At 65.4% G+C, this 24,746-nt stretch carries 20 protein-coding genes; 3 read left to right on the forward strand and 17 right to left on the reverse strand.

All coding sequences use genetic code 11. The features are described from left to right. Window position 1 precedes the first annotated feature (1 nt). The 4 genes from AC0Z35_RS11555 to AC0Z35_RS11570 all read right to left on the reverse strand — a co-directional run bounded on the left by AC0Z35_RS11555 (window position 2) and on the right by AC0Z35_RS11570 (window position 4,279). Window positions 2–874, reverse strand: a complete 873-nt coding sequence (locus AC0Z35_RS11555; protein WP_485131999.1) for a branched-chain amino acid ABC transporter permease — start codon at window positions 872–874, stop codon at window positions 2–4. Between the two features lie 8 nt (window positions 875–882). Next, window positions 883–2,088 carry an ABC transporter substrate-binding protein gene (locus tag AC0Z35_RS11560; RefSeq protein ID WP_046806403.1) on the reverse strand — a complete coding sequence of 402 codons (1,206 nt, stop codon included), beginning with the start codon at window positions 2,086–2,088 and terminating at the stop codon, window positions 883–885. An 18-nt stretch (window positions 2,089–2,106) separates the two neighbouring features. Next, window positions 2,107–2,904 carry a GntR family transcriptional regulator gene (locus tag AC0Z35_RS11565; protein ID WP_319305734.1) on the reverse strand — a complete coding sequence of 266 codons (798 nt, stop codon included), beginning with the start codon at window positions 2,902–2,904 and terminating at the stop codon, window positions 2,107–2,109. Between the two features lie 136 nt (window positions 2,905–3,040). After that, on the reverse strand, window positions 3,041–4,279 hold the full coding sequence (locus tag AC0Z35_RS11570) for an autotransporter outer membrane beta-barrel domain-containing protein (RefSeq protein WP_485132137.1): 1,239 nt from the start codon (window positions 4,277–4,279) through the stop codon (window positions 3,041–3,043). Between the two features lie 134 nt (window positions 4,280–4,413). On the opposite strand from AC0Z35_RS11570, the gene AC0Z35_RS11575 reads away from it, so the two are divergent. Both AC0Z35_RS11575 and AC0Z35_RS11580 read left to right on the forward strand, forming a co-directional pair. Beyond that, complete coding sequence (locus AC0Z35_RS11575; protein WP_485132000.1) at window positions 4,414–5,007, forward strand: hypothetical protein; 594 nt, start codon at window positions 4,414–4,416, stop codon at window positions 5,005–5,007. A 100-nt stretch (window positions 5,008–5,107) separates the two neighbouring features. Next, on the forward strand, window positions 5,108–6,271 hold the full coding sequence (locus AC0Z35_RS11580; RefSeq protein ID WP_485133310.1) for a hypothetical protein: 1,164 nt from the start codon (window positions 5,108–5,110) through the stop codon (window positions 6,269–6,271). Between the two features lie 20 nt (window positions 6,272–6,291). On the opposite strand, the gene AC0Z35_RS11585 is transcribed toward AC0Z35_RS11580, so the two are convergent. The 9 genes from AC0Z35_RS11585 to ggt all read right to left on the reverse strand — a co-directional run bounded on the left by AC0Z35_RS11585 (window position 6,292) and on the right by ggt (window position 16,853). Further along, window positions 6,292–7,698 carry an MFS transporter gene (locus AC0Z35_RS11585; protein ID WP_314357294.1) on the reverse strand — a complete coding sequence of 469 codons (1,407 nt, stop codon included), beginning with the start codon at window positions 7,696–7,698 and terminating at the stop codon, window positions 6,292–6,294. A 7-nt stretch (window positions 7,699–7,705) separates the two neighbouring features. After that, window positions 7,706–8,410: an SDR family oxidoreductase gene (locus AC0Z35_RS11590; protein WP_485132002.1), complete on the reverse strand. Its 705-nt coding sequence runs from the start codon at window positions 8,408–8,410 to the stop codon at window positions 7,706–7,708. A 115-nt stretch (window positions 8,411–8,525) separates the two neighbouring features. Next, complete coding sequence (locus AC0Z35_RS11595) at window positions 8,526–9,125, reverse strand: TetR/AcrR family transcriptional regulator (RefSeq protein ID WP_485132003.1); 600 nt, start codon at window positions 9,123–9,125, stop codon at window positions 8,526–8,528. A 104-nt stretch (window positions 9,126–9,229) separates the two neighbouring features. Then, entirely contained in the window at window positions 9,230–9,766 is a 537-nt protein-coding gene (locus tag AC0Z35_RS11600) for a YaeQ family protein (RefSeq protein WP_046804620.1), read from the reverse strand. A 67-nt stretch (window positions 9,767–9,833) separates the two neighbouring features. Further along, window positions 9,834–11,702, reverse strand: coding sequence for a dipeptide ABC transporter ATP-binding protein (locus AC0Z35_RS11605; protein WP_120154926.1), 1,869 nt, complete (start codon window positions 11,700–11,702; stop codon window positions 9,834–9,836). Between the two features lie 14 nt (window positions 11,703–11,716). Beyond that, window positions 11,717–12,595, reverse strand: a complete 879-nt coding sequence (gene nikC, locus AC0Z35_RS11610; RefSeq protein ID WP_046804619.1) for a nickel transporter permease — start codon at window positions 12,593–12,595, stop codon at window positions 11,717–11,719. After that, entirely contained in the window at window positions 12,592–13,536 is a 945-nt protein-coding gene (locus AC0Z35_RS11615; protein ID WP_046804618.1) for an ABC transporter permease, read from the reverse strand. The genes nikC and AC0Z35_RS11615 overlap by 4 nt, the downstream gene beginning before the upstream one ends. A gap of 135 nt (window positions 13,537–13,671) precedes the next feature. Continuing rightward, window positions 13,672–15,186: an ABC transporter substrate-binding protein gene (locus AC0Z35_RS11620; protein ID WP_485132004.1), complete on the reverse strand. Its 1,515-nt coding sequence runs from the start codon at window positions 15,184–15,186 to the stop codon at window positions 13,672–13,674. 38 nt (window positions 15,187–15,224) lie between these two features. Further along, entirely contained in the window at window positions 15,225–16,853 is a 1,629-nt protein-coding gene (gene ggt, locus AC0Z35_RS11625) for a gamma-glutamyltransferase (protein WP_046804616.1), read from the reverse strand. 113 nt (window positions 16,854–16,966) lie between these two features. Between ggt and AC0Z35_RS11630 the strand changes: the two genes are divergently transcribed. Next, complete coding sequence (locus AC0Z35_RS11630) at window positions 16,967–17,869, forward strand: LysR family transcriptional regulator (protein ID WP_046804615.1); 903 nt, start codon at window positions 16,967–16,969, stop codon at window positions 17,867–17,869. 6 nt (window positions 17,870–17,875) lie between these two features. Here the strand turns inward: AC0Z35_RS11630 and AC0Z35_RS11635 are convergent, their stop codons facing one another. From AC0Z35_RS11635 to AC0Z35_RS11650, 4 genes are all read right to left on the reverse strand, one after another. Next, window positions 17,876–20,047, reverse strand: coding sequence for a phosphocholine-specific phospholipase C (locus tag AC0Z35_RS11635; RefSeq protein WP_485132005.1), 2,172 nt, complete (start codon window positions 20,045–20,047; stop codon window positions 17,876–17,878). Between the two features lie 35 nt (window positions 20,048–20,082). Further along, window positions 20,083–20,283 carry a hypothetical protein gene (locus AC0Z35_RS11640; RefSeq protein WP_046804613.1) on the reverse strand — a complete coding sequence of 67 codons (201 nt, stop codon included), beginning with the start codon at window positions 20,281–20,283 and terminating at the stop codon, window positions 20,083–20,085. A 21-nt stretch (window positions 20,284–20,304) separates the two neighbouring features. Then, on the reverse strand, window positions 20,305–22,287 hold the full coding sequence (locus AC0Z35_RS11645; RefSeq protein WP_485132138.1) for an alkaline phosphatase family protein: 1,983 nt from the start codon (window positions 22,285–22,287) through the stop codon (window positions 20,305–20,307). A 180-nt stretch (window positions 22,288–22,467) separates the two neighbouring features. Continuing rightward, entirely contained in the window at window positions 22,468–24,471 is a 2,004-nt protein-coding gene (locus tag AC0Z35_RS11650; protein WP_485132006.1) for a PhoX family protein, read from the reverse strand. Between the last annotated feature and the right edge of the window lie 275 nt (window positions 24,472–24,746).

Here is a 24,746-nt window from a genome sequence, read left to right on the forward strand (position 1 = left end):
TTCAGCCCCTCGCCCCGAACAGCCCCTGCGGGCGAAACAGCAGCACCGCGATAAAGATCGCGAAGATGCCCATCTGGCCTAACGAATCGCCCAGGAACAGGCCGCCGATGGATTCCACCACGCCGATCAATAGCCCGCCCACCAGCGCCCCCACGAAGCTGCCCATGCCGCCCAACACCACGATCGTGAAGGCCACCAGCACGAAGCCGCTGCCCACCTGCGGGTTCACGTAATAGGCCGGCAGCAGGAAACAGGCCGCCGCGCCCAGGCAGGCCATGCCGATGCCGAACGACAGCGCATAGACTTTTTCCACGTCGATGCCCATCAGCTTGGCGCCCTGCTTTTCGCGCGCCACCGCGCGGATGGCGCGGCCCAGGTCGGTGCCGCGGATGATCCAGAACAGCACCGCCGCCACCGCCAGCGCGCCGAAGAACACAATGACCTTGGGCAGCGCGATCATGGCCGGGCCGATTTCAACCGTGGACAGGGTGTAGGCGGTGTCGATGCTGCGCGTGTCGGACTTGAACCACACCAGCGCCAGGTTCTCCAGCACAATGGCCAGGCCCAGCGTCACCAGCAGGATGTTCTCGTCCTTGCCATGGCTGGCCCGGTTGATGACGAAGCGCTGTAGCGCATAGCCCAGCCCGAACATGCCCGCCACCACCAGGGGCAGCGCGGCATACGGGTCGATACCCAGCCGGTCCTTAAGCAGATAGACGGCGTACAGCGCCACCATCAGCGCGGCGCCGTGGGCGAAATTGATGATGTGCAGCACCCCGTAGATCAGGGTCAGCCCCAGGGCGATCAGCGCGTACACCGCGCCGGTCGTCAGGCCGTTCAGCACCGACGAGAAAAGGATGGCCGGGTCCAGCATGCTTGCGCTCAGCCCTTTAACGGAAAAATCGCGTCGGCCTGGCGATACTCCGCCGGGATGATCACCTTGATGTCGCCGCCGATCACCTGCGTCAGCAGCGGTTGCGCGCCCGTGTTCTGGCCGTTGACGAACTTGGTTGGGCCGTAGGGCATCAGGTTGTCGTGAAAGGTGCTGGCGGCCAGCGCGTCGATGATCGCGGCGCGGTCGGCGGACTTGGCGCGTTCGATGGCATCCGCCAGCAATTGCACCGCCACGTACGTCATGAACACTTCGTAGCTGAAGTACGCACCCTTTTCCTCGACGCGCGCCTTCAACGGCGCAACACGCGGGTCTTTTGGATTGAACCAGTGGTTGCAGTCGATGATGCCGTTGGCGATGTCCGGAAATTCCTTCAGGAATTTGTAGCTGGACGCCGCGCCCCCCAGCACCGAATAAATCGCCTTGGGCTGCACCTTTTGCTGCTTCATGGCGCGCAGCAACAGCGCGTATTCGTTGTAGTAGTTGGCGGGGATGACGATGTCCGGATTCACGGACTTCATGCGCAGCACGATGTTGTTGAAGTCGCGCGTGGGGTTCGGGTGCTTGACCACTTCCTTCACTTCAAAGCCGTGCTGCGGCAACGACTTGGACAAGAGGGCCGCCGTGCCGGTGCCGAACAGCGAATCCTCGTGCACGATCATCACGGTCTTGGCCGGCTTGCCGGCCGCCTCGTTCAACGCCACCAGGTCGGTAATGGCGCGCTCGCTGCAAGCCCGGTAGCCCGGCCCGAAGCGGAAGGTGTTCTTGAGCCCGCGCTCGACAATCTGATCCGCCACGCCCACGTCCACCACATGCGGCAGGTTGTACTTGGCCGCCGTCTGCGTGGTGGCCAGGCAGATCGCGGACGCATACGCGCCGACGATGGCCGACACGCCCGCCTCATTCATCTTTTCCACCTCGGCGGAACCGGCCTCGGGGCGCGACTGCGCATCGCCCAGCACGGCGGACAGCGGCGCGCCACCCAGGGACTTGATGCCGCCGGCCTTGTTGATGTCTTCAATGGCCAGCAGCGCGCCCAAGCGGCATTGCTGGCCCGAATACGCCAAGGCGCCCGTCACCGGATGCAGCACGCCGATCTTGACCGGCGCGGCGCCTTGCGCGCGCGCCACCCAGGGCGCGGACAACAGCGCCGTGGCGGCGGCGGAACGATAGAGGAAGGTGCGGCGCGAATTCATGGGTGATCTCCGAAGGGTTCAATGAAATTGGGCCGACAGCTCTTCGCTGACCCAGACCTTGGCGTCGATGCTGCCGACGCGCGACAGCTGCAATTGGTATTGGTATCGGTCGGGCCGGTACAGGCCCTGCAACAGCTGGACGGGGCGATCATTCACGTCGCGCACGACTCGCGTCACGGCCAGCAGCGCCGAACCCACGGACACATCCAGATGGCGCGCCACCTGCGCATCGGCCAGACGCGCCGAGATGGTCTGCGTGGCGCCGCCAAATTCCACGCCGGCCGCTTCCAGCAGCATCAGCAAGGGCTCGCGTTCCAGGTCTTCCCGTGTGAAGTCGGCCACCGCTTGCGGCACGTAGGTGGTGATGTGGGACAGCGGCCCGGCCTCGGTGCTGCGCACGCGCAGGCTTTTGTGAACCGGCGCACCCGCGGGAATGCGCAACGACTCGGCCACCGTTGGCGGCGCGGACACGAGCGTGCTGTCCAGTACCTGCACCGAGGTGCGCAGGCCCATGTTGACGATGTTCTCAAGCAGCCCGGTCAGGTGCGCCTTTTGCGACGCATTGGCGGCGGGCACGGCCTGCGCGGCGGTGGACGCGCGCAACGGCCAGGTGCCCAACCCGGGGCGGCGAGACACCAGCCCATCGGACACCAGCATCTCCATCGCCTTGCGGATGGTGATGCGGGCCACGTCGAACTGCGCCGCCAGCGCGTGCTCGCCCGGCAGCCCGTCCTGATCGAAACGACCTTCTTGCAACTGCTCGCGCAGCACAAGGTAGATCTGGTGGTACTTCGGCAGAGGCAGTGTGGTTCCCATGCCGGAAACTCTAGGGGTGTCCTAATGTACCGTCAATGGAACAAATGGCCGGATGGGTTGTTCTATCGGGAAAACACCGAGGTCGGGTTCGAGCGACCCCGCCTCGATCCCGCCTCGGTCCCGGCTCAATACCGCCTCAATACCGCCAGCGCACGCTCAACGACCCTGCATGTTCCCGGTTGCCGCCGCCGTACTGGCCGCTGTAGTTCAAGCCCAGCGACGCATTACGCGACACGGCCACTTCCCCGCCCAGTTCGGCGATGGCGGCGTTGCGGGCGATGGGCGCGCCCGACACCGTGAACGCTTGCCCGCCATCGAACGCCATGGTGGACCGCGGCAGTACATCGCCGAAGGCATGGCGCCAACCCAGCGTGGCTTGCAAGCGCGCTTCGGCACCCGCCAACGAGACGTTCGTTTGCGTGCGCACGCCCAGCGTGCTGCTGGTCTGCTTGTTGCTGCTGCTTTGGCCGCTAAGCGCCGCCGAGCCGCCCGTCTCGCTGAAGCTGCGGCTGCGCAAGTCGCTCCAGGCCACGCCCGCGAAGGGTTCCAGGGTGGTGCGGTCGGACAAAGGCAGCGCATAGCCCAGCTCGGTAAAAAGCTGCGTCGTGCTGGCGCCGTAGTCGGCGGTCAGCTTTTGCGAGGCGCCGGCTACCGAGGCGTAGCGCTCGCTGGCGACGTCGTGCCAGGTGTAGGACGTGCCGACCAGCAGGTTCGGCTTGCCCGAGCCGGCGTCAAACGATTTGCCGCCATAGACAGCGGCGCTGTAGCCGGACACGTCCGCCTTCGAGGCGCGGTCGTCGACGCGGATCTTGCTGTCCGTGTAGCCCAGCGCCGCACCCAGCCGCCATCCGTTACCCACGGCATGGTCGGCGCCCACAAACAGCCCGCCGGTGTGCTGACGCACTTGCGCCGTGTTGTCCGTGGCGTTCTGCGTTTGCCAATTGCCAACCAGCTCGGCCCAGGCGGGCTGCGCGTTCGACGACGGCAAGGCAGAGGCGGACAGCGTGCCGCCCGCCTGCGCCGTGGGAGACCCCGGGCGCATGCCGGCGTTCAGGTTTGCGCGCAGGTGCGACAGCGGCAGGGTGCGCGTCGTGCCGGCCGAACCCATCAGGCTGGACGCGACGCTGGCGTGCGCTTCGCCGGACAGGCTGTTGAACGCGGCGGGCGGAGCGCCGTCGGGCAAGGTCAGGATGTACTCGTGCAGCGCATTGCCGGCTGGCAGGCTGTCCAGCGCGTTGGCGACGGCGCGCTGGTTGCCGGTGCGCGCGGCGTCGGCAAAGGCAATCGGACGGCTGGGTGGGGTGGGCGCAGCCGGCTCGGTGGGTGGGGTTGGCAGGTGCGCGCAAAAATTTAGGGATCGCGGCCAGGTTTTTATCGAGGGTCGCCTGCCAGACCTGTCGCCAAGAAACCGCCGCGCCCCGCCGAACTCGGCGGTATCATCGCTTTCCTATGCGCACCCGTCCCCCCTTCCCCATTTCCGCCCCCCGCCCCTGGCTTTGGCGCATCGGCATGTTCGCCTTGGTCGCATGGTTCGCGCTGGTTGCGGGCGTGGTCCGGGCCGAGTCGTTTGACCGCCAGCTTGAGAACCAGCGCTACCAGCAATGGCTGACCGACTTCCGGCAAGACCTGCAAACCTTGCGGCAGTCGCCAGACCCGGCCAACGCCGACATCGACAAGATGTTTGCCAAGACGCTGGTGCCAGGCTCGCGCGCCACGCAGCTGGTCAAGTCATTGGCGAAGGCGCCGGGCGGCAGCACGCACGGGGAAATTCACTTCGTGGGAATCCAGCGGGTCTTCATGGGCGCCTTGGCCCAATCGGTGGTGGCCGGCGATGGCGGCGTGTACCCCGACACGCACGACACGTACAAATTGCAGACCTTGCGCGTGCGCTACATGCACGTGGACGGCGGCGGAAGGCTAGAGCGGTATTTCAATAACCCGGAAATCTTCACGCCCTACCGGCTGCCGGATAACGGCGTGTATGAACGCAGTGCTTACCCGTTCCTGTTGTTCGAAGATAGCCAGGGCGGGCTGCGCCTGGGCGGGGTGTCGAAGGAATTCTGGGATCTGGTGAAGTTCATGGACTCGCTGCAATATGCATAAGCCGCCCAATAGCCTGCCTATGCCGCACAGTTTTCACACCCCGCGTACTTCGCACCCCCTGCATATTTCGCGCAGCCCGCCTATTTCGTGCACCGCGCACGTGCGGCCCATCCCGCGTTTGTTGATGCTGTTGTGCGCGGCCGCGCCGATGTTCTTCGCCGCCCCGGCCCACGCCGCCTGCGGCCCGACCGAGACCGACTTCTCGGTGCCGTCCACCCTGCCCGCCGTGCCGGTCACCCTGGCGCTGGACGATGAGCGCGTGCTGCTCGGCAAGCGCGGAGAACGGGTGCCGACCAACGGCAGGCTGGCCTGGATAGATGACAGCGGCGACCTGATGCCGCACACGTGGGCGGACAAGGTCGACTGGTCCGCTTACCGCGCCGGCAACAAGGCGGCCGGCTCCGCGCCCACGCGGCTGTACTTCGACGCTGAGGGGCACCTTTGCCGCATAGAGCGCTATCGGCCAATACGCGGCAAGGCCGTGCTGGACGGCGGCTTTACGCTGGCGTACGACGCCACCGGCGCATTGAAGGCTTATACCGAATACGGCGAGGCCGGCGCATCCGGCGATCAACCCTACCAGCCAACGCGTCGCGCGTGCGTGCAGCGCGACGCCAAAGGCCGGCTGACGGCGTTCATCGACGACGGTTGTAGCCTCGGCAGTGCCGGCAGCACTGCCAGCGCCACGACCGGCACCGCCGCCGGGGCCAGCCGTCACTATGTGCGCGATGCGTCCGGCGGCTTGCTGCGCGTGATCGATCTGGCGTCACCGGGGCAGCCCGTGGCCGTTCAGACCGTGGATGCGCAGGGCAAGCCCGGGCCGCGTTACGTTCTTCAGAGCCTTGGCGACTTCGCGCCGGGCGGCGATACGCTGGCCGCCTATGCCGCGCCGCCCGGCAAACCGTCTGATCGATTGTTCCCCGTGCATCGCGATGCGCTGGCGGCGCTGCCCGTCGACGTGCCGGACAACCCGTGGCGCGTTGTCCGCATCAAGGACGACGTGCCGCTGGACGACGACATGCTGTCCTGGGACCCCGACGCGCAGATCGTGCTGGCCGAAGGCGCGCAAAGCACGCCCGGTGGCGCGATCCTGACGCCGGCTCAACAGCAAGCGGTATGGCAAGCGATGGGGGAACACCCATGGCGCGTGTACTTCTACCGGGACCCGGCAAGCCGCGTCATGCTGCTGCCCGCCTTGCCGCCGGAAAAGTGGAAGGCATGCAGCGACCCGGCCAACCCGGCCCCCGACGCCTGCGCAAGCTGAGGATCGGCCCGCCCGGGCAATCAGCCCCTGCCCGGCCGCGTATCGACTGCCAAACACAGCAACGCCGTCACCAAGGCCAGCGCCACATGCCCCACATACAGCGGTGAAAACGCCGCATGGTTCACCGCGCCGTGCCCCAGCAACAGCACCGTGATCGCCACCCCCATCACGCCGCCGATCTGCCGCGTGGCCTGGTTCACGGCGCTGCCCACCGCGTAGTGCTGCGCCGGTAAACGGCTGACCGCCGCCGCCGACAAGGACGGCAGCACCATGCCCACGCCGATGCCGCTAAGCAACAGGCCCGGCAACCATTGCGTCAGATAAGCCGGCTGCTCGCCCGGCACCAGCAAGAACCACAGGCCGCTCGCCGCATAGATCAGCGCCCCCGTCACCAGGAACGGCCGATGGCCCAGACGCGCGGCCAGCCGCCCCGTCAGGATGGCCGTGGGCACCACCAGCAAAGGCCCCGGCGTTACCGCCAACCCGGCACGCGGCAAGCTGTACTGCCACACCCCGGTCATGTAGAAAAAGAACGCAAAGAACATCATCGCGAACGCGATGCCGAAGCTCAACGTCGCCAGGTTCACGTAGCGATACGTGCGATGCGAAAACAGCGACAGGTCCACCAGCGGATGCGGCGTCGCCCGCGCCCACGCCACGAACGCGCCCAACGACACCACGCCCACCGCCGCCACCACCCCCAATTCCAGCCGGCTCCATGAAGGCGATTCCGACTGCACCGTCGCCAACGCCAGCGCACCCACCGCCAACATCAACAATGTCATCCCCACGCCATCCACCCGGCGGCGCGCGTCCGGCTTGACCGATTCACGCAGCAGCCCCGCCCCAAACCACAGCGACAGCGCGCCCAACGGCAAGTTGATATAGAACGCCCACGGCCAACCCGCCGCGTCCACCACGAACGCCCCCAGGCTGGGGCCGACCGCCGCCGCCAGACCGCCCACCGCGCCCCACAGGCTGACCGCGACCGCTCGCTTGGACACCGGAAACGCCGCCAGCACAATCGACAGCGACGCCGGCGTCAACAACGCCGCGCCTATCGCCTGCAACACGCGCGCGGCAATCAGCCAGCCCACGCTGCCCGCCAAGCCACACGCCGCCGACGCGGCCAGGAACAACACCACCCCCATCATGAACATGCGCTTGCGCCCATGCGTGTCCGCCAACCCGCCCGACGGAATCAACATCGCGGCGTACACCACCGTGTAGGCGTTCAGCACCCACGACATATCCGCGGCGGACGCCTCGGGAAAGCCCGCCCGCAACGCGCCGAACGCCGCGTACAACATCGTGCCGTCCAGCGACACCAGAAACACCGCAATGCTGGCCACCCAGAACACCGGCCAGGGCGAAGCCGCCACCGGTTCGGCCGCGGGCGACGTAGAAGAATGAGTCGTAGCGTGCATGACAGCCTTAGCCCCGCGCCTGCAAGTACACCGCCGGCTCGGCGGACAAGCCCTGCTTGACCTGACGCGCCACCGCATCGGCCAGCACTTCCTCGGCGCCCTTTTCCAAGCCGTCAAACGCTTGCACCACGATGTCTTGCGGCGTGGACTTCGGCGCGTCGATGCTTTTGGTGAAATCGGTATCGACAAACCCCATGTGCAGCCCCAAGACCTGCGTCCCTTGCCCACGCAGATCATGGCGCAGCCCGTTCGTCATCGCCCACGCGGCTGACTTGCTCATCGCATACAAACCCAGCGGCTGCCCATTGACCCAGCTGGCCACCGACAGCACGTTCAGCAACGCCCCGCCGCCATTGGCGCCCAGCACCGGCGCAAAGGCCTGCGCCACACGCAATGACCCGTACAGGTTGACCTCCAGATGACGCTGGGCCGATTCGATTGCATCCGCATCCAGAAAACCCCCCAGCGCCGCGATGCCCGCATTGTTGATCACCAAGGTCACGTCCGTGGCCAGCGCCGCTGCCGCCGCCACATCGGCCGCGTTCGTCACGTCAAGCTTGATGGCCTGGACGCCCGGCAACGTCACCATGGACGGGTCCCGCGCCCCGGCGTAGACCTTGCGCGCCCCCCGCGCCAACGCTTCGCGCGCAAACGCCAGGCCAAGCCCACGATTGGCGCCGGTAATCAAAACGACTGCATTCTTTAAATCCATGATGATTTCTCGATAAGGCCTGCACACCGCTGGTGACAGAAGGCACAAATATGACGATCATCATATTTGTGTCGGGTAAAAAGGCCGCGCATGGCGGCCCTTGGAAATGTGGGATTCAGTGCGCCGGGCCGACTGCCTTGCGCTCGTACTGATCCAGAATCGATTGGCGCGCCGACGCCAACACCGCCCGCCCGTCATCGTTATCGCCCAACGCACGCGCCAGCTGCAAGGCGCCCACCATCGTGCTGGTCACCGCCACCGCCGCATGCTCGCCCGCCTCCGCCGGCAACACCGCCCGCACCGCTTGTATCAGGCGCTGCACACGCACCGCCGACACCTCGCGCACTTCGGTCGACTGACGCGGCATCTCGGAGGCCAGCGCCGCTACCGGGCAGCCGCTTTCGCAGCCTTTCAGATGCGCATCGCCCAGATACGCGTCCACCCACGCACGCAGCGTGCTGGCCCCCTCGGCCTCGCGCCGGGCCACGCTTTGCTTCATCCGCGCCGCGCCGTCGCTGCCCGCCCGCTCCATCGCAGCGGCCAGCAACGCATCACGCGATGGGAAGTGCGCATAGAACCCGCCATGCGTCAGCCCCGCTTCCTTCATGATGTCCGCCACGCCCACCCCGGCGTACCCCTCTCGCCGGATCGCGCGCGCGGCGGCGTCAACGATCCGTTCGTGGGAAAGCGCTTTGCGGTTGGATGGGCCAGGCATGATCGGGCTTCTGAAATATGATGATCATCATATTAATCCCGCAAAAAACCGGCGAGCAAGAAAAATCGCCGGAAAATGTGTAACGCCGGGTTCGGGCGCAGCGCTTAGCGCCACACCTCGGGCTCGATGCTGACCTCGCCCTTGTCGGCCGAGAAATACACGATGCCATCAGAAATGTTTGCATTCAGCTGCATGGTGCGTTCCGCCAGCTTCGCCAGCGCCCGGCTCTGCTCCGAAGGCAGATTCACCACCTTCAGGTTGCGCGTGCGTTCCAGCTTGTTGCGCACGCCGTCCCACCAGATCTTGCTGGCGGACCCGCCGTAGCAATAAACGATGACCTCGTCCGCCCGCCCACAAGCGCGCAAGATGCGCCGCTCTTCCGGCTGCCCGACCTCGATCCACAGCTTGACCGCCCCCGTCAGATCCTTGACCCACAGATCGGGCTCATCGGTATCGCTCAGCCCTTTGGTAAACGCCAGGTCTTCCTGCGCATGCAACGCAAACGCCACCAGCCGTACCATCATCCGTTCATCGGTCTCGGAGGGATGACGCGCCACCGTCAGCGCGTGGCTGCCGTAGTAGTGGCGATCGGTATCGGCAACGTTAAGTTCGGCCTTGTAGATAGTGGCGCGCAGGGCCATGGCAAAAATCCGTATAAGAAAGGGCAAATAGCGTGAAGCCCGCCATGATACCGCCTGCGCGCATTCGTCAATAAACCCCGACCGAATGCCGGGCCACAAAATGCCCCTCTCCGACGGCCACCAACGGCTCCACCAGCGGATCGTCCCCCAGCTTTCTCATCGGGCTGGGAATCTCATCCACCAGCAACGACCTCTCGCGATGCCGCCTTTGCGGATCCGCAATCGGCACCGCCGCCATCAGCTTTTTCGTATAGGGATGCTGCGGATTTTCGAAGATGGCCCGGCGCGGCCCGATCTCGACGATCTGCCCCAGATACATCACCGCCACCCGATGGCTCACGCGTTCCACCACGGCCATGTCATGCGAGATAAACAGGAACGACACCCCCAATTCCCGTTGCAGATCCAGCAGCAAATTCACGATCTGCGCCTGAATCGACACATCCAGCGCCGACACCGATTCATCGGCAATCACTACCTTCGGGTTCAGCGCCAATGCCCGCGCAATGCAGATCCGTTGACGCTGCCCGCCGGAGAACTCATGCGGATAGCGGTCGATCATTTCAGGCAGCAAGCCGCACTTATCCATCAGCCAGCGCACCCGGTCTTGCGCCGCCTTGCCCTTGGCCACGTTATGAATCAGCAGCGGTTCCATAATGGAATAGCCCACCGTCATGCGCGGATCCAGCGACGCAAAGGGGTCCTGGAAAATGAACTGAATGTGCTGGCGCAGCGTCTGCATCGCGCTACCGCGCAACGCCCCGATATTCTTGCCGTCGAATTCAATCGTGCCGCTCTTGCTCTTGACCAGCTGCAACAGCGACCGACCCGTCGTCGTCTTCCCGCAACCCGACTCACCCACCAGCGACAAGGTCTCGCCCGGGTACAGATCGAAGCTGACTTTCTCCACCGCATGCACGCGCTTCTGCACGCGCCCCAGAATGCCGCCCGTGATGTCGAAACTGGTCGTCAGATCCCGCACCTTGAGCACCGGGCCATTCTCCCGACGCACCGTTGACGGCGCCGCCACCGGCGCATCCACCAGCGCCGCCGGGTTTGCCACATGCGCCGCCTCTTCCACCTTCAACAGCGGAAACGGCGCCGGCTCATCCGTGCCATGCATCGCGCCCAAGCGCGGCACCGCCGACAACAACGCCCGCGTATACGCATGCCGCGGCCGCGCAAAGATCTCGTCCGAGCCGCCCTCTTCCACCTTGTCGCCGCGATACATCACCAGCACACGGTCGGCCACTTCCGCCACCACGCCCATATCGTGCGTGATGAAAATCACCCCCATGTCCATCTCTTCTTGCAGCTGACGTATCAGTTGCAGAATCTGGGCCTGAATCGTCACGTCCAACGCCGTCGTCGGCTCATCCGCAATCAGCAATTGCGGCTTGCACGACAACGCCATCGCAATCATCACCCGCTGCCGCATGCCACCCGACAACTGGTGCGGATAACGGTCAAGAATCGCGCGCGCCTCGGGAATTCGTACCCGTTCCAGCATCCGCAACGTTTCCGCCCGCGCCGCCGCCGCGTCCAGCCCCTGGTGCAACTGCAACGCCTCGGCAATCTGGTTGCCCGCCGTAAAGCTGGGGTTAAGCGACGTCATCGGCTCCTGGAAAATCATCGCCACGTCCGCGCCACGCACTCGTTGCAGCGTCGTATCGGGCGCATGCGCCAGGTCCAGCACCTCGCCGTTGCGGCGGCGCAGGAACATATCGCCATTGACGATCTTGCCACCGCCGTATTCCACCAGCCGCATCAGCGCCAGCGACGTCACCGACTTGCCCGAACCGGACTCGCCCACAATCGCCAGCGTCTCGCCGCGATCAACGTGGAACGACACATTGCGCACCGCTTCCACCGTGCGTTCGGGCGTCTTGAAGCGCACCGTCAGGCCGCTGACATCAACGACGCGTTTGGGATCCATTGTTGCCATAGTCATTACTTTTCCTGACGCGGATCGAGCGCGTCGCGCAACCCGTCGCCCAGCAGATTGAAGCCCAGCACCACCAGGAAAATGGCCGACCCGGGGAAGATCGACATCCAGGGCGCCTGGGTCATGAAGTTCTTGGCCGTGTTCAGCATCGAGCCCCACGACGGCGTCGGCGGTTGCAGGCCCAGCCCCAGGAACGACAGGCTGGCCTCGGCAATGATCGCCGTGGCGATGGTGATCGTGGCCTGCACGATCAGCGGCGGCATCACGTTCGGGAACACGTGCCGGCCAATGATGCGCAAGTCCGACGCGCCCAACGCCCGCGCGCTTTGCACATAGTCTTCGTTCTTGACGGCCAGCACCTGCCCGCGCGTCAAGCGCACAAACTTCGGCGCGGCCGACACGCCGATGGCGATCATCGCGTTTGTCAGGCTGGGCCCGAGGAAGGCGGCCAGCGCGATGGCCAGGATCAGGAACGGAATCGCCAGCAACGCCTCCGTGGCGCGCGAAATGATGCTGTCCGTCCAGCCACCGAAGTAGCCGGCGGCCAAGCCAAACGGCACCCCGACCACCAAGGCGATCAACACCGACACCAGGCCCGCCATCAACGACGCCCGGGCGCCATAGACCATACGGCTGAAAATGTCGCGACCCAGCTCGTCCGTGCCCAGCCAGTACGACGCCGACGGCGCCTTGCGGATGGTGGTGAAGCTGGTCTGCAAGGGGTCGTGGTTGGCGATGAAAGGCGCCAGCACGGCCAACAGCACAAAGAACGCGACGATGGCCAGGCCCAGCATCGCGATGTGATTACGTTTGAATTTTCCCCAGGCGCGGTTGCGGCTGCGGGGCGGCGTGACGGCAGCGGCCGTTGCAGTATTTGCGCTCATGAGTGCCTCAGGCGGGGGTTGACCAGGATGTAGAGAATGTCGGCCAGCAGGTTCATCAGAATGAAGCCTACCGCCACGCAGAGCACCACGCCCTGCACCACCGCGTAATCACGCGTGAACACCGCGTCCACCACCAGCTTGCCGAACCCCGGAATCGTGAAAACCTGTTCCGTCAGCACCGCACCGGCCAGCAATTCGCCGAACAGCAGCGTCACCAGCGTCACGATCGGCATCAACGCATTGCGCAGCGCGTGGCGCAACACTACCTGGCGCGGCGACACGCCCTTGGCGCGCGCCGTGCGTACGTAGTCAGCCGACAAGGCTTCCAGCATCGACGAACGCGTATGCCGCATCAGGTACGCCGCGATGGCCGTGGACAGCACCAGCGACGGCATCAGCATGGTCTTGATCGACAACCAGAAATCTTCGGCGGGCGACACATAGCCCGATGCCGGCAGCAGCTTCCATTGCACCGACACCACCATGATCAGGATGATGCCCAGCCAGAAGTTGGGTATCGACATGCCGGAGAGCGCCGCGATGTTCGCCCCCATTTCAATCGGCTTGCCCTTGCGCACCGCGGCGACGATCCCCATGGGAATGCCGACCAACAGCGCAAAGAACATCGCCATGGCGGCCAGTTGCAAGGTCACCGGCAGCTTTTGCGCGATCAGCGTCGTGACCGGCACGTCGGTGCGCAGCGACTTGCCCAGGTCGCCTTGCAGCACCTGCCCGGCCCACGCCGCGTACTGCATCGGCAAGGGGTCGTTCAGGCGGTATTTGTCGCGCAGATAATCCAGGACGGCCGGGTCGCGCTCTTCGCCGGCCAGCGTCAGCACCGGGTCGCCCGGCAGGATTTTCTGCAGCATGAAGACGATCATCGACACCAGTATCAGTGTCGGTATCGCGACGATCACGCGGCGCAAGATAAGTTTGAGCATGTGGGAAAAACCGTATAACAGGAACGGCGGACGGCATCAGGCCTGCATCACCTGGCGCGCGTCCGCCGCAAAAAGCCAAAGGACGCGTTGCCGCGTCCAACGCGCGCGGCAGCCCGGGGCCGCCGCGCCTCGTTCTTACTTCTGGGCGAACGTCACGCCCTTCAGGCGGATCATGCCATCCGGGTACGGCGTGAAGCCCTTGACCTTCTTGCCCATCGCGAAAGGCCACGGCTGGTAGTAGTTATACACGCCGGGCAGTTCGTCCTGGATGATGGTCATCGCCTGCTCGTAGATGGCCTTGCGGCGCGTCTCTTCAGGAACGGTGCGCGCTTCGTTCAGCAGCTTGTCCACTTCCGGGTTGCAGTAGTGGCCGTCGTTGAGCGCGCCCTTGCACGTCACGAAGGCGTAGATATTGCCGTCCGGGTCCACCCGGCCCGACCAACCCAGCATGACGATCTGGAAGTTGCCGCCCGACGCTTCCTTTTGCAGCGCCGCGTACTCCGTGGGGCGCAGCGACAGGTCAAAGCCCGCCTCGGACGCCATCGCCTGCACAATCTCGGCAATCGACGAGGTAGTCGTGTTGTTGCCGAACACCAGTTCCGCCTTCACGCGATCCATGCCGGCCTGCTTGAGCAGCGCCTTGGACTTCGCCACGTCGCGCTGGGTGACGGGGAATTTGTCGCTGTGATAGGGGCTTGCGGGCGGGAACGGCTGCTGCGCGGGTTCAAAGATGCCGCCGCCGGCCACTTCGTTGATGGCGTTGCGGTCGATGGCGTACTGGAATGCCTGGCGCACCAGCTTGTTCTTGAACGGGTTGTCTTCGGCGCGCTTGCCGTTGCCCACGTTGAACATGAACTGCTGGAAGCCCAGGCCGGCCACCGGTGCAAACGTCAGGCTGGCGTCGGTCTTGACTTGCGGCGCGTCGGACGGGTTCAGGCGTTCAAGCATGTCCAGGTCGCCCGCGCGCAGGTTCGACAGGCGCACCGTCGTGTCGGGGATCGGCAGGAAGGTGACGCGCTTGAACGCGTAATCCTTGGCGTCGTAGTACTGGTCGAATTTTTCCAGCACGATGCGGTCGTTCTGGATGCGTTCAACGAACTTGTACGGACCCGAGCACACGGGCTTGCGGCCCACGGCGGCCACGTCGGCGTCGGTGAAGGTCTTGGGCGACAGCATCATGCCGGCGCGGTCGGACAGTTGCGCCAGCAAGGTGGCGTCCGGCTTCTTCAAGGTCAGCACCAGCGTCGTGGCATCAGGCGCGTCCACTTTTTCAACCGAGCCCAGTTCACCCTTGCGCAGGCTGTCCGGCAGCGTCATCGCGCGTTCCAGGTTGGCCTTGGCGGCCGCGGCGTCGAACTTCGAGCCGTCATGGAACAGCGCGTCGTCGCGCAGCTTGAACGTCAGCACCTTGTTGTCGGGGCTGAACGACCACGAGGTGGCCAGTTGCGGCACAAAGTGCAGCTTGGGGTCGATGTCCACCAGCTTGTCGCACAGCGACGTGAACACGATGCGGCCCACATAGGTGCGGGCGCGGTGCGGGTCCAGCACGTCCGGATCTTCCTGCAGGCCGATGCGGATGTTCTGCGCGCACGCGGCGCCGGCGGCCAGCGCCAGCAGGCTGGCGCCGAAGGTCAAGGTCAAGCGTTTCATTGTGAGTTTTCCCCTTGTAGCTTGCGAGCGGTTTGGTCTTAGAAGCCGACCGCCTGGCCGTCGCGACGGCTGTCGCTGGCGGCGACGTAACCCAGTTCGTTGTCGTTTTCCGACATGCGCCAGATGAATTGGCCGGCGCCAAAGTCCATGTACGGATCGTCAACGGACTTCAGAGCATGCCCCAGGTCTTTCAGGCCCGCAATGGTGGAAGCCTTCATATTGGTCTCGATGTCCAGCGTGAAGTCGCGGTTGACCTTCCAGCGCGGCGCGCAGCACGCGGCCTGCGGGTTCTGGTGGTAGTCGATCATGCGCACAACCGTCTGCATATGGCCTTGCGGCTGCATGTCGCCACCCATCACGCCAAAGCTCATCACCGGCTTGCCGCCGCGCGTGAGGAAGCCCGGGATGATGGTGTGGAACGGGCGCTTGCCGCCTTCCACCACGTTGGCCGACTTGGGATCCATCGAGAAACCCACGCCCCGATTCTGCATGCTGATGCCGGTGCCCGGCACGACCACGCCCGATCCGAAGCCCATGTAGTTGGACTGGATGAACGAAATCATCATGCCGTTTTCGTCGGCGGCGGTCAGGTAGATCGTGCCGCCTGCATGCGGGCGGCCGGCTTCGAAATGCGTGGCCTGGTCCAGGCGGATCAGCTTGGCGCGGCTGTCCAGGTAGGCGTCCGACAGCATCTGTTCGGGCGTCACCTGCATGGCGCGCGGGTCGGCCACGTACTTGTACAGGTCGGCAAACGCCAGCTTCATGGCTTCGATCTGGATGTGCTGCGACTGCACGGAATCCACGGGGATGTCCGACATATCGAAGCGTTCCACGATGCCCAGCGCGATCAGCGCGGCAATGCCCTGGCCGTTCGGCGGGATCTCGTGCAGCTCGTAGCCACGGTACGACTTGGAAATGGGCTTGACCCAGTCCGGGCGGTAGTTGCGCAGGTCTTCCAGCGTCATCGCGCCGCCGCATTCCTTGCTGAAGGCGGCGATGCGTTCGGCCAGCTCGCCTTCGTAGAAGTCGCGGCCCTTGGATTCGGCGATGCGGCGCAGCGTGTTGGCGGCATCCGGAAAGCGGAAGTGTTCGCCGACCTTGGGCGCGCGGCCCTCGGGCATGAAGGCGGCGGCGTAGCCGGGCTGCGACTTCAATTCGTCAGCGGCGGCGGCCCATTTGTGCGCCACCACCGGCGGCACGGCATAGCCGCGCTCGGCAATTTCGATGGCGGGTTCGAACAGTTGTTCAAACGGCAGCTTGCCCAGCTTTTCGTGCAGCGCGGCCCAGCCGGCCACCACGCCCGGCACCGTCACGGCGTCCCAGCCGCGCTTGGGCTGGATGGCCAGGCCATCCGGGCCCGTGCCGTACTTGGCCTTGAAGTATTCGGTATTCCAGGCCGCCGGGGCCACGCCCGACGAATTCAGGCCATGCAATTCCTTGCCGTCCCAGACGATGGCAAAGCAGTCGCCGCCCAGGCCGCAGGACACCGGTTCCACCAGCACGATGGTGGCGGCGGCGGCAATGGCCGCATCAACGGCGTTGCCGCCCTTGAGCAGCATGCGCAAGCCCGCCTGGGCCGCCAGCGGGTGCGACGTGGACACCACGTTGCGCGCGAACAGCGGAATGCGTACGGAAGGATACGGATTGACCCAGTCGAAGGTTTTCATGGCTTGTCTCTAAACGGTCTGAACGGTTAAGCAGGCGAAGGTACTCTCGTGATCTAATTAAATCAATTTGATTTTTTGTTCCGTCATAAAAGAAATTTTTATGGATCACGGCGATGAGCACCATCCGGTTTTTACGCACTTTCCTGGCCGTCGCGCACCATGGCTCTTTTTCCGAAGCGGCCGAGCAGGTGGCGCTGACCCAGGCCGCCGTCAGCTTCCAGATGCGTTCGCTGGAAGCCGAACTGGGCCGGGAACTGTTCGACCGTAGCGGCCGACTTGCCATTCTTAACGCAGCTGGCCGCGAATTGCTACCCGAAATCAAGCATTTGCTGGATTTATACGACCGGATGCGGCTGCCCCGAACCGTGCCGGGCGAACTGGCCGGGTCGGTGTCGGTGGGCAGCATCGTGTCCTGCATGGGCACCTTGTCCAAGGTCGTGTCCGGGCTAAAGAAAGCGCACCCCAAGCTGGACGTGCGCATTTTGTCGGGCAAGGCCAGCGAACTGGCCGGCAAGGTCGAAGACGGCGAGCTGGACGCGGCCTTTCTGGTGGAAGCCGGCCGCAAGATGGCCAGCACGCGCTGGACCCCGCTATATGAAGAACAGCTGGTGGTGATTGCGCCGGCGTCAGCCACCGGCAAGGACGCCCGCCAGGTGCTGGCCAACAACCCCTTTCTGCGCTTTGACCGCACGCAGCGCACCGGCTTGCAGATTGACCGGCTGTTGCGCCGCCTGGCGGTGCCGATCAATGAATTCCTGGAACTGAACGCCATCGAGACGCTGGTGGAACTGGTGCGCCAGGAAGTCGGCGTCACCCTGCTGCCGCTGATCAACGGGTCCAACTGGCAGCACAGCCCCGAACTGCGCATCCTGACGCTGCCGCAAGATTTAGGCCCGCTGTCGCGGGCCGTCGGGATGCTGGAACGGCGCGAACACGCGCGCCAGAGCATTACGGCGGCGATCTGCGAAGCCTGCGCCACGGCCTTCCGGGCGCGCGAACCGCAAACCGCCGCGTAAGGCTACTTACATGCCCATCGCCGGATCGGTGACGGACGGCTTGCCCGTTTCGACGCGGCCGGCGAAGCGGCGCAGGTAGGACGGGTCTTGCGCCAGGCGGGCGGTGAAGTCGTACCAGTGGCCGCTGCCTTCCAGCGCCCAATGTTGTTCGACCTTGCTGCCGGCCGGCACGGTCAGCGTCCAGCGCTCGTTATTGCTGTAGTAGGCGTTGGGCGTGACTTCGAACGTGCAGGCGTCCTTGCCGCTGTTGATGAAGCTGACATAGACGTCGCCATTGGCGATGTCATAGCAGACACGGATTTCCGAGTCCAGCTGCGACGTGCGGGCCAGCGCCAGGTCGCCCGCGAAATGCCGGTGATAGCCGTTGGGGCCCAACACCCACAGGTCGTACTTGCCGCCGTCGGCCGCCGTGTCCCAGCTGCCTTCCAGCTGCTTGCCCGGTTCCACGGTATAGCGGCGCGGCAGGCGGTCCAGGTGCAGGCGGTCATACACATGGAAAACCGCCGCCTGCTTGCCCGTGTTGGAAAACAGCAGCCACATGTTGCCGGTGGTGGGCTGGCTGCGGCCGCTGGTGTGCAGCTCGTAGGGCAAGGCGCGCGAATAACGCACGCCTTGCTCCTGCACCGGCTTGGCCTGCGTCGTCGTGTCCGGCAAGGGCACGGCGGTCAGCGCCTGCTGGTCGGCGCGCAACTGGTCGGCGCCGGACCGGGTCAGGATATTCAGGTCGGGCAGCTTTTCATCGTTGGGCGTGGCGAAGTTGAAGGCGGACGTCAGGTCGCCCAGCACGGCGCGGCGCCACGGGCTGATGTTGTCTTCCGGCACCCCGAAGCGCGCTTCCAGGAAGCGCAGCACCGAGGTGTGGTCGAACGCCTGCGAATTGACCCAGCCGCCACGGCTCCACGGCGACACCACGTACATCGGCACACGCGGGCCGGGGCCATAGACGCGGTTGTCGGCCGCGTCTTGCGCCGAGGCGTGCGTGTGGCGATCCAGGTCGGTGTTGACGGTGGACGCGCCGGCCATCGAGCCGTCGGGGTTCAGGGACGGCGCGGCGGGCGACGGCACGTGGTCGAAGTAGCCGTCGTTCTCGTCGAAGTTGATCAACAGGACGGTCTTGCTCCAGACGTCCGGATTGGCCGTCAGCGCATCCAGCGTTTCCTGGATGTACCACGCGCCCTGCACCGGGCTGGACGGGCCGGGGTGTTCGGAGTACGTGGCGGGCGCCACGATCCACGACACCTGCGGCAAGGTGCCGTTGTTGACGTCATCGCGCAGCGATTGCAGGAAGCCGCCGTCGGGCATGGTGTTGGCCGTGCCCTTGTACAAGGGGTTGGCGCCGTCCATGCTGGGCGTCCAGGCCGGGTACGGCGAACCGTCGGCGGCGTTGCCCGCCTGTTCGTTGGCGCGGCGGTATTGCTGGAAACCGGCCAGCGAGTTGTCGCCGAAGTTCTCGGGCAGGTTCTGGTAAACCTTCCAGCTGACGCCGGCCTTTTGCAGGCGTTCGGGATACGTCATCCAGGTCCAGCCCGTGGTGGACGCGCCCAGGCTGTCCCACTGGTTGCGGGTCGACGGGCCATTGCCTTGGGCCAGCGGGTCGTTGGTGCCGGTCCACAGGAACAAGCGGTTGGTGTTGGTGCCGCCGTGGGTGGAACAGTGGTAGGCGTCGCACAGCGTAAAGGCTTCGGCCAGCGAAAACTGGAATTCCACCTCTTTCTGGCGGTAATAGCCCATGGACTGGTTCTGCTTGTAGCGCGGCCACTGATCCATGCGGCCGCCGTCCCAGGCCATCTGCGCGTCCATATAGTCGTGCGGCGTGCCGGACACGCGCTGGGCATTGCCCTGCGTGCTGTCCAGGTGATACGGCATCACCACGCGAGTGCCGTTGGTCTGTTCCCACACCGAACGGTTCTGCGGCAGCGGGATCGTCATGCGGTCGCCAAAACCGCGCACGCCCTTGTACGTGCCGAAGTACATGTCGAACGAGCGGTTCTCCTGCATCAGGATCACCACGTGTTCAACGTCGTTGATCGTGCCGGTGCGGTTGTTGGCGGGAATGGCCAGCGCGCGGCGGATGGCGGGCGGGAACATCGACAGCGCGGTCAGGCCGGCAGTGGATGCGGCGGCATTGCGCAGGAAGCGGCGCTTGCCGGCGTGGATCGGGTCTTTTTCGGACTTCACGGATGCTATTCCTAGTGATCGATAAGAAGCGCGGCTCAGGGCGCGCAACGCAGTTCGGGCTTGGCCGGGGTCGGCGGCGTCACCGGCGTTTCGGTGCCGCCGTTGCCGGGCGTGCCGGCGCCGTTATCCGGCTTGCTGTCATCGCCGTCGTCGCCGCCACACGCGGCCAGGGCCGCGGTCAACATCAGCACCGCGCCGGCGCGCACGAAACCGCGCAATATCAGGGACTTGCTCATGGTTTTTCTATCCTTGCCACATCAGGGAAACAGGTCGGAAACGGACTTGCCGGACAGCGCCAGGGACTTCACTTCCGTCTCGGTCAGGGCGCGCGACCAGAAGGCCAGGTCGTCAAAATTCATCGTGTACGGGCCCTTGGTGCCGGCGCAGCAGATGCCGTAGGTGCCCTTGCCGTCTTCGTTCAGGCCGATGTGCGGGCCGAACAGGCCGGCCACTTGCGCCAGGTTCACCGAGCCCGTGGTCACGTTGCGACGCAGGAAGCCGATTTCGCTGTCGTACACGTACGCCGTCATCATCTTGGCGGGCTTGTCGATGGTCATGGCGATGTACACGGGCTTGTTCGGCGTGAACTTGATGCCGTTGATATCAGCGCGCACGCCACCCCCGGCCACGTTGAAGCGCAGCTCGGGGCCGGCCCACTGGGCGATGGTGATACCGGGGTTGCCGCCCGAGTTGTAGTCCTTGTTGCCCAGGATCGAACGGTCGTTCGCCGTGCCGTCCGACTGATACCAGAAGCCGATGGTGAACACGGACACGCTGTCCAGCATGCCTGCCGGGTAATCCAGCTTGAACGCGCCCAGGGCGGCCGAGCCACGCTCGTTCTGGAACATCTTGCCGAACACGCCGCCGTCCGCGAATGCGGGCGCCTGCACACCGTCATACGGGGTGATCGCGCCGCCGCCTGCTGCAACGTCGGTCAGATTGCCTTCAAACGGAAACAGCATCGTCAGCCCCGTGCGCAGTGACGCCAACAGCGGCACCGGCTTGGCATACACCACCGACGCATGCGTGGCGCTGCTGGCGCGGCCCGCCGACACGGTGTAGTTCAGCGTGTGCACGCCTTCCGTGTCGAACGTGAAACCGCTGTCGGTATAGGTGGCGTCGGTGCCGGGCAAGCGCGCAACTTCCACGCCGTCGCGGCTGACCACGATCTGGCCGTCGGGTTCGCCCACGCGCACCCAGGACAGCGTCACGCTCTTGTTGTCCATGGACGTGCGGGCCGACAGGCGGCGCAGCGCCAGGGCTTCGGACAAGGGCGTGCCCGCCATGTCGTACTGGCCGGCGGCGGGCAAGGCGCCCAGGTGCGCCAGCATCGTGGGGGCCACGTCGGCGGCGCTGGGCAGCGCGTACCAATTGCTGTCCCACGCGCCGTCGAACGAGGCGTCATCCGCGCTGCCGCCCAACATTGTCGGCTGGTTGCTGGCCAGGAAGATGGTCTTGTTCGGGGACAGGGGCAGGCCATCGGCCACGCCGGTCTTGCCCAGGCCATGGCTGGAGGCCACCACCATCAGCCAGTTCTCGTTCGGATGCGCCGCGCGACGCTCGGCGATCTGCTTGGCCAGCACGCCGATGGCCGCGTCCGTCTGGCGGATCACCGCATCGTAGTTACCGGTAAAGCCGTTGTCCGAGGCTGCGCGTTCGGGTGCGCCGAACTGCGCAACCACCACGTCATAGCCTTCGGTGATGCGGTCGCGCGCTTGCGAAGCCACGCAATCGTCCACGCCCGCGCAGTCGGTCAGGGTTTGCAGGTAGCCCGCGTCGCGATCGCCGCCGACCAGGCCGGCCAGCAACGGCGAATTGAAGGCGCCGGCCGTGCGCGCCTCGGGGTGCGCCAGCTTGATGCGCTGGAACAGGCTGGCCGCCTTCATCCCCTGCCCGGCCACGTTGGAGCGCACGCCGTGTACGTCCGCCCACTGGCCTGTCAACAAGGTGGCCCAGCCGGGCGCGGACAGCGTCGGCTGCTGCGTCACGTCGCCGGTCACGCCGCCCGTCCAGGCGCGGGTTGCGGTCAACTGGCCGATGTTGGCCAGGGACTTGTCGGCCACGCCACGGCGCATGGCGTCATAGGTCAGGCCGTCCACGCCGATGAACAGCACCTTGTCGGCGCGCGGCGCGGCGGGTTCGCTGACTGGCGGTTGCGTGGGCGGCGGCGGCGCGGTCGTGCCGTCATCGTCGTCATCACTGCCCCCACAGCCGACCAATGCGCTGGTGGCCAGCAACATGGCGCACCATTTTCTCCAATCCATTGTTCTCATGCTTCTCTTCTCGTTTCATGAACACGGTTTACGCTGCGCACAGTGTGGCGAGCGAACGTGAAAGGCCCATGAAACAAAGAGCAGAAAGCTTGATCGACGGATCAGGAATTTTTGCAAGGCGGCGGGCGGCGCCGCCTTGCCACGGACTCAGGCGTTGATCTTCACCGCCGTCAGATATCCGACCGAGGCGCCCCGGCCGTTGCGGTACTTGGCCTTGACCAGCGGCTCCAGCACCGGGCGCACCGCATCATGCACGTCGTTCCAGTCCGCCGTGTGCTGAAAATTGCTGGTGATGTAAGTCCAGCCATTGATGTCGTCCACCGCGTGCAGCCCCGTGGATTCCGCCGCCACCGGGCAGGACAACAGGCGCGACAGCACCCGCGTATCGACGTTGAACGCCCACAGGAAACTGTTGACGCGGCCCATGCTGTCTTCGCCCACGAACAGCGTGCGCAGTTTCTCCGAGAACTTCAGGTTGTCGGGGTTGGATATCCGGTCGCTGCGGTGGCGGTTGCCCAAGGCGTCGGGCGCGGCCAGCATCGCGCCCACCAACTCGGGCACCGCGCCCATGTCCACCGGCACCCACTCGCTGTCGATGCCCTGCCCGTCCGTATCCACTTGCCCGGCTTGCAGCCGCAGTTGATAGACCGCGCCCGCGTCCGGGCCTTCCACATGCAGGTGCGGCGAGGTGCCGTCCACCATGGACGTTTCGATGTGCGCCATCGCGGTGTACGCGATCTTGTCCTGGGCGTTTACCGTGGTGCCCTCCATCTTGGTGAAGGCCAGCGTGCCGCCCACCAGTGCCGCGTAGCGGTGCGTTTCCAGGAATGCCGCGGCTTGGCGGCGGCCGGGCTTCAGACGCACCCAGTTGTTCTTGCCGTCAAACCGAATGCGGGTGTAGGCGGCATTCTTGGGGTCCGCCGTGCGCACGTCCATGATGTCGGCGGCGACCAGGTCGTCGGCCAGTTCCTTGACCTCGGCGCTGGTGGCATGGCCCAGCCGGATCCAGGTCAGCGTCCCGGCGCCGGGCCCCGTGCCTGATGTCTGCGTCCAGCGGGCCACGTACAGCGTGCCCGAGGACAGATCCGCGCGGCGGTCCGCCACGAACATGAACAGCCCGCCGTTGGTGGCGTCGTCGCCCATCAAGGCGGTGCGCTCGTCGGGCATGATCTGCACCAATTCATGCGAGATGCGGCCCATGCAGTAGTGTTTTTTGATGCTGCCGGTGCCGTCCGGCTGCACGGTGATTTCGGGCAGGTGGCCGTAGTGATAGGGGTTGGCGCGGCGGGCGTCGCCATACAGGTGGCGGCTGAATGCGCGGAACGACGCCGAGGTGCGCGCCGTGGTGGCGTCGGGCTCGTATTCTTCGCTGGACAGATGCGTGTTCCACGGCGACAGGCTGGCGCCACAGGTGACCCACAGGCCATGCACCGGCGCGGTGTCCACGTTGCTGTAGCGCACCAGGGTCAATTGGCCGGTTTGCAGGTTTTGCGACAGCGTCAGCACCGCGATGGGCGATGGCAGCCGCGCCCACATGTCCTGGCCGGCCCGATCGCGCGACAGATATTCGAACTGCACGACGGCGTAGACGGTGGCGGTTGCCGGTTTGGTGACGGTGGGCGGACCCGTTGCGCCGTCGGCCTCGCCAAGCGGGCCGGCCAGCGTCAGCAGCGACATGCCATCCGGGCAGTCCGAAAAGAACGGGCGCGCGCGGCCGGGCACGGACGTATCCATGATGGGTGCGCCATGGATGTCCAGATAGCCGCCCGCCAGCACCATGCCGCCCTTGCCGTCCGGCACGCGGTCGCCGGTCATGAAGAAAGCCTCGTAGCCCAGTTGCACGCGGCGCCGCGAGCCATCGGCAAAGACCAGGTCCATCGCGGACTCCACCGTCGTGCGCGCCATGCCTTCCGGCTCGGACAGGCCGGGCGCGGACATGGAGATGAATTCGGCGGATACGAACGGCGCGGCGCCCGGCGTGGCGACGGATGGCCGGGCGATGGGTTTGGTGCTTGGCAACGCGGGGGTGCCGTCCTCAGAGGCTCGCGCGGGGTGGCCGGCCAACAAGCTTGCCGCGCCCAGCGGCAGCATGGGCGCGCCGGCCAGCATCTTCAATAGTCGGCGACGCTCTGTGTGATCAGGATTTTTCATGTGAACGCTCCCAGGTTCAAAGCCGAACAACGAACCGGCAATGCGCGGACAGACGCTGGCGAAGGCGCGGGTGCAGGTGCAGGTGCGGGTGCAAGTGCGGGTGCAAGTGCAAGTGCGGGTGCGAGCCTAATTGCAAGCCCGACCGCAACGCCACCGCAACGCCACCGCAAACGCAATCACGCCTGGCAGCGCATGCCGGAAGACGCATCAACTGCATCAGGCAAGCCTGACGCCGCCGAGTGTAGGAGCGAGCCGGCGCGGACATGGTCGGCGTT

This window comes from Achromobacter sp. 1L-A-4-B-C2, from assembly GCF_057291955.1.